At 71.5% G+C, this 15145-nt stretch carries 12 protein-coding genes; 6 read left to right on the forward strand and 6 right to left on the reverse strand.

Translation table 11 applies throughout. The features are described from left to right. Window positions 1-438: 438 nt before the first annotated feature. From ypfJ to ACZ4EF_RS34545, 3 genes are all read right to left on the reverse strand, one after another. The gene (gene ypfJ, locus ACZ4EF_RS34535; RefSeq protein WP_391160763.1) at window positions 439-1344 is read right to left on the reverse strand and encodes a KPN_02809 family neutral zinc metallopeptidase; all 906 of its coding nucleotides are present in this window, start codon (window positions 1342-1344) and stop codon (window positions 439-441) included. 394 nt (window positions 1345-1738) lie between these two features. Further along, the gene (locus ACZ4EF_RS34540; RefSeq protein WP_467508128.1) at window positions 1739-3193 is read right to left on the reverse strand and encodes a hypothetical protein; all 1455 of its coding nucleotides are present in this window, start codon (window positions 3191-3193) and stop codon (window positions 1739-1741) included. Between the two features lie 271 nt (window positions 3194-3464). Beyond that, window positions 3465-4376 carry a MurR/RpiR family transcriptional regulator gene (locus tag ACZ4EF_RS34545; protein ID WP_467508130.1) on the reverse strand — a complete coding sequence of 304 codons (912 nt, stop codon included), beginning with the start codon at window positions 4374-4376 and terminating at the stop codon, window positions 3465-3467. Between the two features lie 362 nt (window positions 4377-4738). Between ACZ4EF_RS34545 and ACZ4EF_RS34550 the strand changes: the two genes are divergently transcribed. From ACZ4EF_RS34550 to ACZ4EF_RS34570, 5 genes are all read left to right on the forward strand, one after another. Further along, on the forward strand, window positions 4739-6178 hold the full coding sequence (locus ACZ4EF_RS34550) for a GuaB1 family IMP dehydrogenase-related protein (protein WP_391050593.1): 1440 nt from the start codon (window positions 4739-4741) through the stop codon (window positions 6176-6178). A 133-nt stretch (window positions 6179-6311) separates the two neighbouring features. After that, window positions 6312-6770 (forward strand): Lrp/AsnC family transcriptional regulator, encoded by a 459-nt coding sequence (locus ACZ4EF_RS34555; protein WP_355347055.1) that lies wholly within the window; start codon window positions 6312-6314, stop codon window positions 6768-6770. 132 nt (window positions 6771-6902) lie between these two features. Further along, entirely contained in the window at window positions 6903-7919 is a 1017-nt protein-coding gene (locus ACZ4EF_RS34560; RefSeq protein ID WP_355347058.1) for a PRC and DUF2382 domain-containing protein, read from the forward strand. Between the two features lie 294 nt (window positions 7920-8213). Continuing rightward, window positions 8214-9014 (forward strand): carbon-nitrogen hydrolase family protein, encoded by an 801-nt coding sequence (locus tag ACZ4EF_RS34565; RefSeq protein ID WP_355347061.1) that lies wholly within the window; start codon window positions 8214-8216, stop codon window positions 9012-9014. 78 nt (window positions 9015-9092) lie between these two features. Then, entirely contained in the window at window positions 9093-10805 is a 1713-nt protein-coding gene (locus tag ACZ4EF_RS34570) for a flavin monoamine oxidase family protein (RefSeq protein ID WP_391050599.1), read from the forward strand. Between the two features lie 16 nt (window positions 10806-10821). Here the strand turns inward: ACZ4EF_RS34570 and ACZ4EF_RS34575 are convergent, their stop codons facing one another. Both ACZ4EF_RS34575 and ACZ4EF_RS34580 read right to left on the reverse strand, forming a co-directional pair. Next, the gene (locus ACZ4EF_RS34575) at window positions 10822-11496 is read right to left on the reverse strand and encodes a DUF5995 family protein (RefSeq protein WP_355347067.1); all 675 of its coding nucleotides are present in this window, start codon (window positions 11494-11496) and stop codon (window positions 10822-10824) included. A 128-nt stretch (window positions 11497-11624) separates the two neighbouring features. Then, window positions 11625-12488 carry an NAD-dependent epimerase/dehydratase family protein gene (locus ACZ4EF_RS34580; protein WP_391050601.1) on the reverse strand — a complete coding sequence of 288 codons (864 nt, stop codon included), beginning with the start codon at window positions 12486-12488 and terminating at the stop codon, window positions 11625-11627. A 153-nt stretch (window positions 12489-12641) separates the two neighbouring features. Between ACZ4EF_RS34580 and ACZ4EF_RS34585 the strand changes: the two genes are divergently transcribed. Then, window positions 12642-13484: a helix-turn-helix transcriptional regulator gene (locus tag ACZ4EF_RS34585; protein WP_355347073.1), complete on the forward strand. Its 843-nt coding sequence runs from the start codon at window positions 12642-12644 to the stop codon at window positions 13482-13484. Between the two features lie 378 nt (window positions 13485-13862). On the opposite strand, the gene ACZ4EF_RS34590 is transcribed toward ACZ4EF_RS34585, so the two are convergent. Beyond that, window positions 13863-15092: an MFS transporter gene (locus ACZ4EF_RS34590; RefSeq protein WP_391160751.1), complete on the reverse strand. Its 1230-nt coding sequence runs from the start codon at window positions 15090-15092 to the stop codon at window positions 13863-13865. Between the last annotated feature and the right edge of the window lie 53 nt (window positions 15093-15145).

Genomic DNA, 15145 nt, shown 5'->3' on the forward strand with positions numbered 1-15145 from the left:
GGGTTTTTTTTTCCGCTCGACGATTTCCGGTGACAGCTGTTCTTTTTGGGCCCTTTTGGACCGCCGCCTTTCCCCTGCCCGTGGGGTGTTCTCCCCCCCTCGCGGGGCGGACACCGCTCAGTCGTATTGCGACAACGTTCTCCGATGACGGGTACCCCGGATATTCCGGGACAGGATGACAATGCTGGGGCGCCGCCCGCATCACCAGCGGTTCCACCTCCAGCGGGCAGCGCTCCAGTGCCCGCGACCGGGCCGGGGCGACCCCGGCACTGGCATTCAGGGGCAGTGGCATTCAGCGGCATTGACATCATTTGACATTCAGCGTTCAGGAACGCGGCGCTCATTCCGCGCCGCGCACGGTCTTGTCCGCGCGTGGTATCAGGTGTTCGGCATGTCCCGTCCGCGCTCACCGCGGACGGGGCCGGACGAGCTGACCTCTCAGGCGAAGGTGTCGCAGGCCGAGACGGCTCCGGAGGTGTAGCCCTTGGTGAACCACTGCTGGCGCTGCGCCGACGAGCCGTGGGTCCAAGTGTCCGGCGTGACCTTGCCCTGGTACTTCTGCTGGATACGGTCGTCGCCGACAGCGGCCGCCGCGTCCAGGCCCACAGTGATGTCGGACCGCGTCAGGTCGGTGATCAGCGGCTTTCCGCTCGCGGGGTCCGGGGTGGTCGTGGCGTGGTGGGCCCACACTCCGGCGTAGCAGTCGGCTTGGAGTTCGAGTTTCACCGAGCCGCTGTTCTCGCCCTGGCCGCTGCCGCGCGAGATGGTGCCGCTGAGGTCCTGAATGTGGTGTCCGTATTCGTGCGCGATGACGTATGCCTCGGCGAACGGGCCTCCCTTGGCACCGAACTTGCCTGTGAGCTCGTCGAAGAACCCGAGGTCGAGGTAGACCTTGTCGTCGGCGGAGCAGTAGAAGGGGCCGACCTCCGACGTCGCCTCCCCGCAACCGGTGTTGACCCTGTCGGTGAACAGCAGGGTCGGCGCCTGGGTGTAGGACTTTCCTGCGGCTGTCTCCGTCTGCTTCCAGAATGCCTGGACGCTGTCGACCACGGCCACGATCCGGCAGTCGTCCTTCTTGTTGGCGTCCGCCCCGGTCCGGCAGTTCGCCGCGAGATCGCCGGGCGCGACGCCCTGGGAGCCGCCGGATCGCGCGGCGCTGTCAGAGGTGCCGCCCGAGCTGAGCAGACCGGGGTCCACCCCGAACACCACAGAGGCGATCACGACCAGCAGCCCTACCACCCCACCGCCCACGGTCTTTCCGCCACCGGGAATCCCGCCCCGTGTGCCGCCTCGGTTGTCCTGCACCTCGGAGGTGTCCAGGGCGGCATCGTCGTCGAACTGCATCAGCTGACTCTCCCTCACAACACGCCGGTACGCCGTGTCTCACCGGGGGCGTCTACCCAGCCGAACAGACCTCATCTTGTTGTGCCCGGACCGTGTTCCGAGGGGTCGCCGTCCGCCGGAAGCTCTCCCGGCGGCAGTCACCTGGATCACCGACCCAGGAGAGTTGACCGTGCGGGGGGACGCCGCGGGTCAGTCGGCGGGGCGGGTGTCCCACGCGGCTCTCATATCGGAACGGTCGGGCGGGTACCGGCCCGTGATCGAGGCGCCGAGGTACGGGACGACCCGTTACGGCGAGGCGTCCGTCGCCGACGGCCGTGCCCCCCGCATGGCTCGGCCCGCCCGCACATGGTGTGCGGGCGGGCCGGGGCCGCCCAGTGCCGCTCAGCCTCCGGACTCAGCGCGGCGACAGGCGGTAGAGCGCCGCCGCGCCCGCTTTGAGGTGGACCTTCAGCGTGCCGTGCTGGGCCGCTCCGCGGTAGCGGCCGGTGGCCGGCTCGAAGGTCGCCACGCTTCCGACGTGCGCCTGGTTGACGCCGAGCCGCACCGAGGCGGGGGCGTCGGGGTTGCGGTTGGCCACGAGCAGGTAGCGGGTGCCGTCGTCCTGCGTGTTCCTGAAGAGACCGATGACGGCGGCGTCCCCGGTGGCCGAGGTCAGGTGGTCGCCCGGGGTGAAGGCCACCGCGCTCGGCGGCAGCGGGTCGTCGTTGGCGTGTTGGACCGACTCCGAGCGGAGCGGCTTGAGTTGGCGGCCGACCGGCTGGAGCCAGGTGCGGTTCAGCCTGCGGGCCGCGCCGTACAGCGGGGTCTGCTTGCCGTCGGCGGTGATCAGCGCCTTGGTGAAACCCTCGCCACGGGCGGGGTCCGGCGTCCAGTAGGTGAAGTACTGGATGCCCTTGCAGCCGTACGCCAGGCTGATGTTGGTCTGCCAGGCCAACTGCGAGGCGGTGGGCACCCGGTGGTTGTTGTAGCCGACCGACTGGATGAACGTCCACGCCGGCAGCCCGGACTTCAGCGACGCCTCGCGGTAGATCGCCCAGTTGTCGAAGTAGTTGAGGTCTATGCCGTCGGTGAGGATCGGGTACCGGTCGAACGAGATCAGCGGCGGCTTGACGGTGTCGATGTACGCCTGCACGAAGGCCGCGTAGTCCGGGCCGTTACCCGGCACGAGGTTGGAGTACGGCAGCAGCCCCGGTGCGACGTCACGCACGATGCCGGTGAGCGCCCCGACCGTAGGGAATCTGGACTGGGCCGGTTCGTCGAAGACGTTGAACCCGGCGAGCGAGGGGTGGTTCGCGTAACTGGCCAGTGCCGCACGCACCCATGACGTCGCGTCAGCGGTGGTGAGCGAGGACGGCACGCTCCGGTCATCGGTGACCGACAGGTACTGCGCGATCGCCTGGATCCGGGGGTCGCCCGAGATCAGCACTTTCAGGCCCACCTGGTCGGCCATCTGCAAGGCGTAGCCGCCGCTTTGCGGATCGAATTGGTAGTTGCCGGTGATCAGGAAGGTGAACCCGGCGTCCTTGATCTCCTGGTAGCGGTCGAGCGTGGTCTCGTACGGGTGCGGCGGCCAGAACAGCCCGATCGGGAAGTCCGGCCCTCCGGTGAGCGGAAGGTCCACGCTCGCGGCGGAAGAGTCCGCCGCGTCGGCGGCGTGCGTGCCGTCTCCGGAATCCACCGAACTCAGCGCCCCGGCGGTCGGGTCGCCGGGCCCCGGTGCGGCCGCCGCCCGGTTGGCGGCCAGTCCGCCCGCGGCGAGTACGCCGGCGCCCAGGCCCGCGGCCTGTAGCAGCGTCCGGCGGTGCATCGGCTGTGAAGCGCTGGAGATTGAGGAGTTCTGTTCTGGCATGGCCTACTCCGATCGTTGGAACGCGGGAGCGGGGAGGGGGCTGAAGGTCCCATCGGTGCACCGGCGACCGTGGCGGACGCACACATGCTGGCAGACGGTGGTGGTTCAATCAACCACGATGCGCAGAAATGATGAATGAATCATGCAGGATGCGGCGTGCACCGCCGCGCCCGCGCCCCGGTATCGGCAGACGGACTCGGCGCACTGAACTCGGCGCACTGAAACTCGGGCGCACTGAAACTCGGGCGCACTGAACTCAGCGCGCTGAAACTCAGCGCCCGCGGCGCCCCTTCACCATGTGGTCGCCCGGGATGTGCCCGGTGAGCGCCATGGACGCGCTGGCCCGGCCGTACGACAGCTGCGCCACGCGCACGTACAAGCAGTCGATCAGCACCAGCACCGAGTGCCGGGCTCCGATGCTGCCGGCGCGGAAGGAGGTCTCTGCGGTTGCGGAGATCAGCCGGACCTCAGCGGCCCGCGCCAACGGTGACCTGTGGTCGGCGGTGATCCCCACTGTGGTGGCGCCCCGCGCGCGGGCGAGTTCGAACGGCTCGATCGTCTCCCGGGTCGATCCGGAGTGAGAGATGCCGATGGCGACATCGGCCGGGGTGAGCAGGGCCGCCGACGTCGTGGCGGCGTGCACTTCGTTCCACCCGCGCACCGCGCATCCGATCCCGAAGAGCCGCAGCTCGGTCTCCACCGCCACCGCGCCGCTGCCGCCGACGCCGTACACGTCGATCCGCCGCGCTCGGGCGACCGCCTGGGCCGCGCGCTCAAGCGACGCCAGGTCGATGGTGTCCAACGTCCGCTGCACCGCGCCGAGATCTGCCTGGCCGACGACGGTGACCACCCGCCGCAAGTCGTCGTCGGGGGAGATGTCCGGCCCGATCTCCGAGGTGCCCCAGGCGGGCTCGTCGCCGCGCGCGCTCTCACGGACCAGTTCGATCAGCAGATGCTGGTACGACTCCAGGCCCACCGCACGGCAGAACCGCGTCACCGTCGGCTGGGACGTGCCGGTGCGCCGCCCCAGCTCGGCGGCCGAGCAGCCGATCACGGAGTTGGGGTCGGCGAGCACCAGCTCGGCCACTTTCCGCAGTGAGCCCGTCAGGTGCGGCAGCTCGGCTCGGATCAGCGCTGTGACATCAATGCGCGCTCCCGCGTGGCCGTAGCCCTTGGCCTCCATACGGGTCCCCGATCGCTCACACCTGCCGGCCGTCCGAAAGGCCATGATGCCATGCGATTATGTCATTCATCGTGTATCGACCACGCAGACTGACATATTCAGCCTGCTCGCTCCGGTACGCCGCGGACCTCCTCCGGCAGGCCCCTGCGCGGCGACCCCGACGGGGTGTCCCTCCTGGAGGTCTCCCGCTGGTCGGGGCGCTCTACAATTCAGATAACCGCGGACATCTATGGTCACCTGACCCCGGGCTCGGACGACAAGCTGAAGCGTGTGATGGACGAGGTACTGACCAGCGCCACCGTGCTGGTTCCGTGCTGACTTCGGCTCGCCTGCAAGGCAAAGCCGCAGGTGGGAGCAACAGCGTGAAATTCCTCAACGATATTCGGCCGCCGTACGACCTGACGTACGACGACGTCTTCATGGTGCCGAGCCGCAGCGCGGTCGGTTCCCGCCAGGGTGTGGACCTCAGGTCCCCTGACGGGACGGGCACCACCATCCCCCTGGTCGTGGCCAATATGACGGCTATCGCGGGCCGCCGGATGGCCGAGACCGTGGCCAGGCGCGGCGGCCTCGTCGTCATCCCGCAGGACATCCCCCACGACGTCGTCGCCGATGTCGTGGCCTACGTCAAGCAGCGCCATCTGGTGCTGGACACCCCGATCACGCTCGCCCCCTCCCAGACCGTCGCCGACGCGCTGTCCCTGCTGCCCAAGCGGGCGCACGGCGCGGGCGTGGTGGTCGAGGACGGGCGGCCGGTCGGCGTCGTCACCGAGTCCGACCTCAGCGGCGTGGACCGCTTCACGCAGCTCTCCGAGGTCATGTCCAGGGACCTGCTGCTGCTCGACGCGGACATCGACCCGCGCGAGGCGTTCAACCGGCTGGAGGACGCGCACCGCAAGCTGGCCCCGGCTGTGGACGCCGAGGGCCTGCTCGTCGGCATCCTGACCCGCAAGGCCGCGCTGCGCGCCACGCTGTACGAGCCCGCCGTCGACGCGAACGGGCGGCTGCGGATCGCCGCGGCCGTGGGCATCAACGGCGACGTGGCGGGCAAGGCCAAGCAGCTCCTGGACGCCGGGGTCGACACCCTGGTCGTCGACACCGCGCACGGCCACCAGGAGTCGATGCTCGCGGCGGTACGCGCCGTGCGCGCGCTCGACCCGCGGGTGCCGATCGTGGCGGGCAACATCGTGGCCGCCGAGGGCGTCCGCGACCTGATCGAGGCGGGCGCCGACATCATCAAGGTCGGCGTCGGACCCGGCGCCATGTGCACCACCCGCATGATGACCGGCGTCGGCCGCCCGCAGTTCTCCGCCGTCATGGAGTGCGCCGCGGAGGCGCGCAAGCACGGCAAGCACGTCTGGGCCGACGGCGGCGTCCGGCACCCGCGCGATGTCGCCATGGCGCTGGCGGCGGGCGCGTCCAACGTGATGATCGGCTCCTGGTTCGCCGGTACGTACGAGTCGCCGGGCGACCTCCAGCAGGCCGCCGACGGGCGGCTGTACAAGGAGTCCTTCGGCATGGCCTCGGCGCGCGCGGTCCGCAACCGTACGAGCGAGGAGTCGGCGTACGACCGGGCGCGCAAGGCGCTGTTCGAGGAGGGCATCTCCACCTCGCGGATGTTCCTCGACCCGGCCCGGCCGGGCGTCGAGGACCTGATCGACTCGGTCATCGCCGGGGTGCGCAGCTCCTGCACGTACGCCGGGGCCGCCTCGCTCGACGAGTTCGCGGAGAAGGCGATCGTCGGCATCCAGAGCGCGGCGGGCTACGCGGAGGGCAAGCCGCTGCACGCGAGCTGGAACTGACGCGCGGTCGGGCGCCGGTGCCTTCGCCGGTGCCCGTGGCCGCGCCGGTACCGGTGCCTTCGCCGGTGCCCGTCCCGGTGTCGCCAGGGGGCCTTGGTCCCGAGTCGTCGGAGATGTCTCTATCCTGCGAGCTGTGAAGCCGCTCAACGATCTCGACGAACGCATCGTGCACGCCCTGGCCGAGGACGCCCGGCGGTCCTACGCGGACATCGGCGCCCAAGTGGGCCTGTCCGCGCCCGCCGTCAAACGCCGCGTGGACCGGCTGCTGGCGGCGGGCGCGATCACCGGTTTCACCGTACGGGTCGACCCCGCCGCGCTCGGCTGGCAGACCGAGGCGCTGGTGGAGCTGTACTGCCGCCACAACACCTCGCCCGGCGACATCAGGCGCGGCCTCGCCCGCTACCCGGAAGTCGCGTCCGCCTCCACCGTCACCGGTGAGGCGGACGCCGTGGTCCAGGTCTTCGCCTCCGACGTACGGCACTTCGAGCAGGTGCTGGAGAAGATCGCGGGGGAGCCGTTCGTGACCCGCACCAAATCCGTGCTGATCCTCTCCCCGCTGCTGCGCCGCTACGGCGGAGGCGCCCCGGAGTGAGAGCGCGGAGTGCGCCTGCCGAGGCATAAGTTGGGTAATGTCGCAAATCATGCGAATTGTGGCTGAAGTCACCCGATCGGGGTACAACGGGTACTGAGGCCAGATCGGCCCCGGCAGCACGAAGGAGGCGACATGATCACGCGTGAGCAGATTCCCAAGGTCATGGGCCATGCGGTGCATGACGCTCAGGGGAAGAAGATCGGCGAAGCCGCCCACCTGTACCTGGACGACGCCACGGGCGAAGTCGAGTGGGTCGCGGTGAAGACCGGTTTCTTCGGCAACAACGAGACATTCGTGCCGACGCGTGCCGCCCGCCTGGTCGAGGACCATCTTGAGGTTCCGTACGAGAAGGACCAGGTCAAGGGCGCGCCCAATGTGGACGTGGACTCGGGCGGACACCTCTCGGCGTCGGAGGAGCAGAACCTCTACCGCTACTACGGCATGGAAGCCAGGTCCGGCGGGTCCGTGGGCCGCGCCGCGAACGGGCAGGGCGCCGGGACCGGCGACGCGAAGGCCGGAGCCGCCGCCGGTACGGCCGGTGCCGCCGGAGTGGCCGCGGGCACCGCCGCGGGCCGTCACGCGCGGACCGCGGACACCGGAGCGCCGAGCACCGACAAGACCGCCGCGGCCCGCGCGGGCGCGCCGGTCGCCTCCACCGGCAAGGACACGCCCGCCATGGCCTCGGGCGCACCGCAGCGCCTCGCCGCGGACGGTCTCGACCCCGAGAGCGAGACCATGATCCGCTCCGAGGAGGAGATGCACGTCCGGGTCGAGCGGGAGACCATCGGCCAGGCGCGGCTCCACAAGGTCGTGGACGTCGAGGAAGTCGAGCAGACGGTGCCGATCCGGCACGAAGAGGTCCACCTCGTCCGTGAGCCCATCGACCCGAAGACCGCCGCGGGCCGTACGGGCGACATCAGCGAGGCCGAACAGGTCGTCACCCTCCACGAGGACAAGGCGATCATCGAGACCGAGGTCGTGCCGAAGGAGCGCGTCCGCATGCGCGTCGACGAGCACGTCGAGCAGAAGACCGTGCACGGCCGGGTCCGCAAGGAGCGGATCGAGACCGACACGAGCCCCGCGACCACCGAGGAGACCAGCGGTTACGAGGGTGAGCAGGGCCGCAAGGACCGCCGCTTCGGTAGCTGAACCGACCTGACGGCCGGTCGAACGGCCTCACCGCACCACGCGAGCGGGCCCCCACCCCTGAATCCCGGGGTGAGGGCCCGCTTCCGTGCCCCCAGGACGCGCCCCGCGAGCCCCTCAGCTCGCGCCCCGCGAGCCCCTCAGCGGCGATCCGGCGCAACGAATCGCCGGTAGTGCCGGAGAAGACGCAACGAACAGCGGCAGGAGCCGCAATGATCGCGTCTTGCCGCCGCCGCGCACGGAACCGTACTGTCGAAGGAGTCCCGTACACCCCCTCTGAACAGGCGAAAGAGACCCATGGCACCGTTGCGCGCTGCGCTGTATCAGGGGCCGGGCGGCGTACCCGAGTCGGTGGACGCGGCGCTCGCCGGGTTCGAGGAGGCGGCTCGACGGGCCGCCGAGGGGGGAGCGCGGCTGCTGGTGACGGCCGAGCTGTCGCTGACCGGCTACGCGGTCGGCGACCGCCTCGCGGCGCTGGCCGAGGAGGCCGACGGACCGTCGGCGCGGCGGGTGGCGGAGATCGCCGCCCGGTACGGGATCGCCATCGTCTACGGCTACCCCGAGCGGGACGGTACGGCCGTGCACAACGCGGCGCGGCTGATCGGCCCGGACGGCGCCCCGCTCGCCAACTACCGCAAGACACACCTGTTCGGGGACTTCGAGCGGTCCGCCTTCACCGCCGGTGACACACCCGTCGTACAGGCCGACGTCGACGGCGTACGGATCGGGCTGCTGATCTGCTACGACGTGGAATTCCCCGAGGCGGTACGGGCGCACGCGCTCGGCGGCACCCAACTCCTCGTCGTGCCGACCGCGTTGATGCGGCCGTACGAATTCGTGCCGCACACCCTCGTCCCGGCCCGCGCGTACGAGAGCCAGCTGCACCTGGCGTACGCCAACCGTTGCGGGGCCGAGGGCGATTACCACTTCGCGGGGCTGAGCTGCCTCGTCGGACCGGACGGCGCGGTGCGCGCGCGGGCCGGGACCGGCGAGGAACTGGTCTTCGCCGATGTGGACCCGGCGCTGATCGACGCCGCCCGCGCGGAGACGCCGTATCTGGCCGACCGCCGCCCGGAGTTGTACCGCGCGCTCGGCTGAGCCCGCGCGCCGGAGTGCCCCGCGAGCGCCCGTAACCCCCCTTTTCCCGCACGCCAGTTCAGCCAGGAGAGCCGCCCCATGACGTCCGTGCCCACCGCGGTCCACGACGAGCAGCACGCCGAAGCCCAGGAGCAGCCGCCCGTCACCATGTTCGGGCCTGACTTCCCCTACGCCTACGACGACTTCCTGGCGCACCCGGCGGGCCTCGGCGCGGTGCCGCCCACCGAGCACGGCACGGAGGTCGCGGTGATCGGCGGCGGCCTGTCCGGCATCGTCACCGCGTACGAACTGATGAAGATGGGCCTCAAGCCCGTCGTCTACGAGGCGGACCAGATCGGCGGGCGGCTGCGCACGGTCGGCTTCGACGGCTGCGACCCCGGCCTCACCGCGGAGTTGGGCGCCATGCGCTTCCCGCCCTCGTCCACCGCCTTCCAGCACTACGTGGACCTGGTGGGCCTGGAGACCAAGCCGTTCCCCAACCCGCTCGCGCCCGGCACGCCTTCGACCGTCGTGGACCTCAAGGGCGAGTCGCACTACGCCACCTCGGTGGACGACCTTCCCGAGGTCTACCACCAGGTGATGCACGCCTGGAACGCGTGCCTGGAGGACGGCGCCGACTTCTCCGCGATGCAACGGGCCCTGCGCGAGCGGGACATCCCCGTGATCCGGGAGATCTGGTCGGCGCTGGTCGAGAAGCTGGACAACCAGACCTTCTACGGCTTCCTGTGCGACTCCCCGGCCTTCGCGTCCTTCCGGCACCGGGAGATCTTCGGGCAGGTCGGCTTCGGCACCGGCGGCTGGGACACCGACTTCCCCAACTCGATCCTGGAGATCCTGCGGGTCGTCTACACCGGCGCGGACGACGACCACCGCGGGATCGTCGGCGGCTCGCAGCAGCTCCCGCTGCGACTGTGGGAACGCGAGCCCGACAAGACCGTGCACTGGCCGAAGGGCACCTCGCTGCGCTCGCTGCACGCCGCCCGCGACGGCCGGCCGCGCCCGGCCGTGACCGGGCTGCACCGCACCGCGGGCAACCGGATCACCGTCACCGACGCGTCGGGGGACATCCGTACGTACCGCGCCGCCGTCTTCACCGCGCAGAGCTGGCTGCTGCTGTCCAAGATCGCCTGCGACGACTCGCTCTTCCCGATCGACCACTGGACGGCGATGGAGCGCACCCACTACATGGAGTCCAGCAAGCTCTTCGTGCCGGTGGACCGGCCGTTCTGGCTGGACAAGGACCCGCGGACCGGCCGCGACCTGATGTCGATGACGCTCACCGACCGGATGACCCGCGGCACGTACCTGCTGGACGACGGACCCGACCGGCCCGCCGCGATCTGCCTGTCGTACACCTGGTGCGACGACAGCCTCAAGTGGCTGCCGCTCAGCGCCCACGAGCGCATGGAGGTCATGCTGAAGTCGCTCGGCGAGATCTACCCGGGCGTCGACATCAGGAGGCACATCATCGGCAATCCGGTGACGGTCTCCTGGGAGAACGAGCCGTACTTCATGGGCGCGTTCAAGGCCAACCTGCCCGGCCACTACCGGTACCAGCGGCGGCTGTTCACCCACTTCATGCAGGACCGGCTGCCCGCCGACAAGCGCGGCATCTTCCTCGCGGGCGACGACATCTCCTGGACCGCGGGCTGGGCCGAGGGCGCCGTGCAGACCGCGCTCAACGCGGTGTGGGGTGTCATGCGGCACCTCGGCGGCGCGACTGACCCGCTGAATCCCGGTCCCGGCGACCGCTACGACGAGATCGCGCCGGTGCTGCTGCCGGAGGACTGAGCACGGGGCCCGTACGTCAGCTGCGACGGCCCACCGGCGTGAGCAGGCAGCGGCCGATCAGGCCGACGCCCGCGTCCAGGCGGCGCACGCACTCCTCGTACGCGTCCGGCCTGTCGCGCAGCGCCCACAGCAGCCGGGCCGCCGCCCAGGCCGCGTCCCGCGCCCGGTCCAGGCTCCACGAACCCACGACGTGGGTCAGCGGATCGGCGAGTTCGAGCAGGTCGGGGCCGGGCATCAGCTCTTCGCGCACGCGCTCCTCGACGGCGGTCAGGATCTCGCCGACGCGGTCGAAGTCGGCGGCCAGGGCGGGGGGTTCACAGCCGGTGGCGCGGCAGGTGTCGACCACCGCCAGGGGAAGGTCGTGGCCGACATGGGCGTTGACGCCCGCCAGCGCGAACTGGAGCGGGTGGATGTCGCGGTGGGCGCGCATACGGAGCAGGGGCCGCCAGGACGCCGGCGCTTGCCTTCCCCCGGCGTCGTCCTCGACGGCCTTGAGGTAGCGGTTCGCAAACCGCACCGCCAACCGGGCCGCCGTCTCGGCGTCCTCGAAACCGTTCGCGGCCAACTGCCGCCCCACCGCGCGTGTCACCTCCACGTACACGGCGTTGAACACGCCCAGTCCGTCGCGGCGGCCCCCCACCCGCCGCATCCGCCCCACCACCGAGGCGACATCCTCGTCCGTCGTCCGCATCCCCCCACCCTCCCGGCCCGCTCCACCCCCGAGCCCGCGGCGCGACCGGTTTCACCGCCCGCACCACCCGTGCGGATCAGAGTTCGCCGGCGGGCGCGCCTGTGCGGGTGCGGCACCGGACGCGCCGCTTAGAGGGCGCCCGCCGCGGCGGCGGACCAGACGGTGGGGTGGAGGGGGCGGAAGCCCAGCTCGTGGTGGATGCGGAGGGGGGAGGAGATGCCCTCCCAGGGGTCGGCGAGGGGGCGGTCGGCCATACCGGCAGGCACCTCGGCCCCGTTGATCCAGTGGATGTCGAGGGCGGTGACCGGCGCGTCGTCGGTGATGTTGTAGATCCGCCCGGCCACACCGGGGGCGTACAGGACGCGCAGGAGGCCCTGGGCGACATCGGCGTGGTGGACCATGGACATCCGGCGGTGGGCGGGCCAGTCCTGGGCCCACCGCAGCGCCTGCGGCAGGTGCGGATCGCCCTCGCCGTAGACGAAGGAGAGCCGCCCGACGCGCACGTCGACCCCGCTGTCGCGGCCGAGGGCGAGCAGCCCGACCTCGGCCTCGCGCTTGGCGGCGGGATAGGCGCCCCACAGGGAGGCGCCGGGCAGCGTCTCGTCGTCCTCGACGGCCGGTCGGCCACGGCCCGCGCCGTACACCAAGGTGGTGCTGACCTGCACGAAACGGCCCACGCCCGCGTCGGCGGCGGCGCGGCCGAGGTCGAGCGCGGCGTCGCGGTTGACGGCCCACGCCTCCTCGTCGGGGACACCGCGGAAGGCGGCGGCGATGTTGAGCACGGCGTCGGCGCCCGACACGGCCTCGCGGACGTCGTCGGCGTCACGCAGCTCGCCGACCACCGCCTCCGCGCCGAGCCGGGTGAAGGGCTCGGCGCGCGCCTCGTCGCGTACCAGGACGCGTACGGTGTCGGCGGTCCCCGCCCGTTGCAGCAGGCGGGGTACGAACCGGCGTCCGACCTGTCCCGTCGCGCCGGTGACCAGGATCTTCATGGGGTGCTCCTCGTGGTGCGGACCTGCGGCGGGACCCGGTGTTCCGCCGCTGTCTCCCACCCTGCGCGGCCCGGAGCGCGGGCGGCAGAGACCTCTCTATCCGGGGAGTGGCACTCCCTGGATAGCCGCGCCGCGCGGACGCATGCTGGAAGGGTGAACCGACCCGAGCTCGCCGACTTCCTGCGCCGCTGCCGCACCCGCCTCGCCCCCGCCGACGTGGGCCTGGCCGAGGGGGTCAGGCGCCGCACGCCGGGGCTGCGCCGCGAGGAGGTCGCCCAGCTCGCCGGGATGTCGGCGGACTACTACACGCGGCTCGAACAGTCCCGCGGCCCGCGCCCCTCGCGCCAGATGCTCACCGCGCTGGCCCGCGCGCTGCGGCTGACCGCGGACGAGCGGGACCACCTGTTCCACCTGTCGGGGGAGGAGCCGCCGCGCGAGGCGGGCGGCAGCGGGCACGTCAGGCCGGGGCTGCTGCTGGTCCTCGACCGGCTGCACGACACGCCCGCGCAGGTGGTGAGCGACTTCGGCGACGTCCTCGCGCAGAACGCGATGGCCGCGGCCCTGCTCGGCGACGTGTCGGCGCGGCCGCCCGCGCTGCGCAATGTCGTACGGCGGATGTTCACCGACCCCTCCGCCCGCGCGCTGTTCCCCGAGGAGGACCACGAGACGCTGGCCCGTCACCATGTGGCGAATCTGCGCGCCGTGCTCGCGGCCCGCCCCGACGACCCGCGCCCGGCCGCGCTCGTCGCCGAACTGCGGGCGCAGAGCCCGCAGTTCGCCCGGATGTGGGACGACCACGAGGTCGCGGTGCGCCGCTCGGACACCAAGCGCTTCCGCCATCCGGTCGTCGGGGAGCTGGAGTTGGACTGCGAGGTGCTGCTCAGCCCCGAGCACGACCAGCGGCTGATCGTCTACACCGCGCGCCCCGGCAGCGCCGCGTACGAGCGGCTGCGGCTGCTCAAGGTGGTCGGCCTCCAGGACCTGGCCGTCGGCTGAAACAGTCCCCGGACCGTCGTCCCCGGCGCGCCGCGGAATGTGACTGTCACGGCCCAACTCCCTTCCTACGTACGGGCGATGGCGCCTACGTAAGGGGTATGGAGGCGCGCCTGTGCCATGGCGTATTCCCGCGGCATGATTTGCCCCCGGGTATGCCCAACAGTGAGTGAAGGGCCGCTAACGTGAAGACACGGTCCGGCGGGCACGAATCCCCCGTGCGTGCCCGCCGGACCTTCGATTCCCCGGGATCCCCAGGGGCTTCCCGGACGTTCCGGACCGTGCCGCCGCCCCGCGTGCCGAGTGCCCCGTCGACGTGTTCGCCGTAAGGGGACGGCCGAGTGGGACCGTACGGCCTCGCCCGGCCGTCGCCGTACCGGATCAGTCGGCCGCGGCGGCGACCCCCGGCGCGGGCGCGGGGGAGGAGCCGGTGACCGTCTTGCCCGCGGCCGGGCGGACGACGCCCGCGCCCACCACCAGGCCGAGAGTGAGGACGGTGACCAGCGTGAAGGAGACCGTCAGCGAGGTGGCCCCGGCGATACCGCCGATCGCGGCCGGGGCGACCAGGCCCGAGGTGTACGTGACGGTGGCGACGCCCGCGATGGCCTGGCTCGGATTGGGGCCGCTGCGCCCGGCGGCGGCGAAGCACAGCGGCACGACCACGGATATCCCGATGCCGAGCAGCGCGAAGCCCGCGATGGCGGGCAGCGGCGAGTGCGAGAGCACCACCAGCAGACCGCCGAGGGTGGCGAGCACCCCGCCCGACCGCAGCGTCCGTACCGCGCCCAGCCGCCGTACCGCGAAGTCGCCGAAGAGCCGGGTGACCGCCATCGTGCAGGAGAACGCGGTGTACGCGACCGCCGCGATGCCGGGTGAGGCCCCGGCGACATCGCGCAGGTAGACCGCGCACCAGTCGGAGCTGCCGCCCTCCGCGAACACCCCGCAGAAGCCGATCGCCCCGATCACGAGCGCCGTGCGCGGCGGCAGGGCGAAGCGCGGCGGCGCGGCCTGGTCCGCGTCCGGCCGGATGTCGGGCACCCCGGCGCAGATCAGGTAACTCGCCACCAGCAGCGCCGCGGCCATCGCGCCCAGATGAATCCTGCCGTCGAGCCCCGCGTGCGCCGCGGGCACGCCGATCGCCGCGCCCACCAGCGTGCCGACGCTCCACATGCCGTGCAGCCCCGACATGATCGACTTGCCCTTGCGGTGCTCCACCTCGATGCCGATCGCGTTCATGACGACATCCGCCATGCCCGCGCTGGCCCCGAAGGCGAGCAGTGCCAGGCACAGCCACGGCAGGCCCGGCATGACCGCGGGCAGCGCCAGTACGGCCGTCCACATCCCGAGCAGGACGCGCAGCGCGGTACGGGAGCCGAGACGGTGCATCAGCCGCCCCGCCAGCGGCATCATCAGCGACGAGCCGATCGCGGGACAGGCCAGCGCCAGACCGAGAGCGCCGGGGCTCAGGGACAGATGGTCCTTGATCCACGGGATACGGGTGGCGAAGGTGCCGCTCGCCGCGCCGTGGACGGCGAACGCGATGGCGATGGCCATATGGGCCCGGCGGATCCGGGACGGAGCCGTCTTGTCGTCGGCGGCGGCGGTTTTCATGCGGCGTAAACTATCAGGAAGGCTACCTGAAAGTTAAGGGGTCATCGGCCGCC

The organism is Streptomyces sp. NPDC025721, from assembly GCF_055558595.1.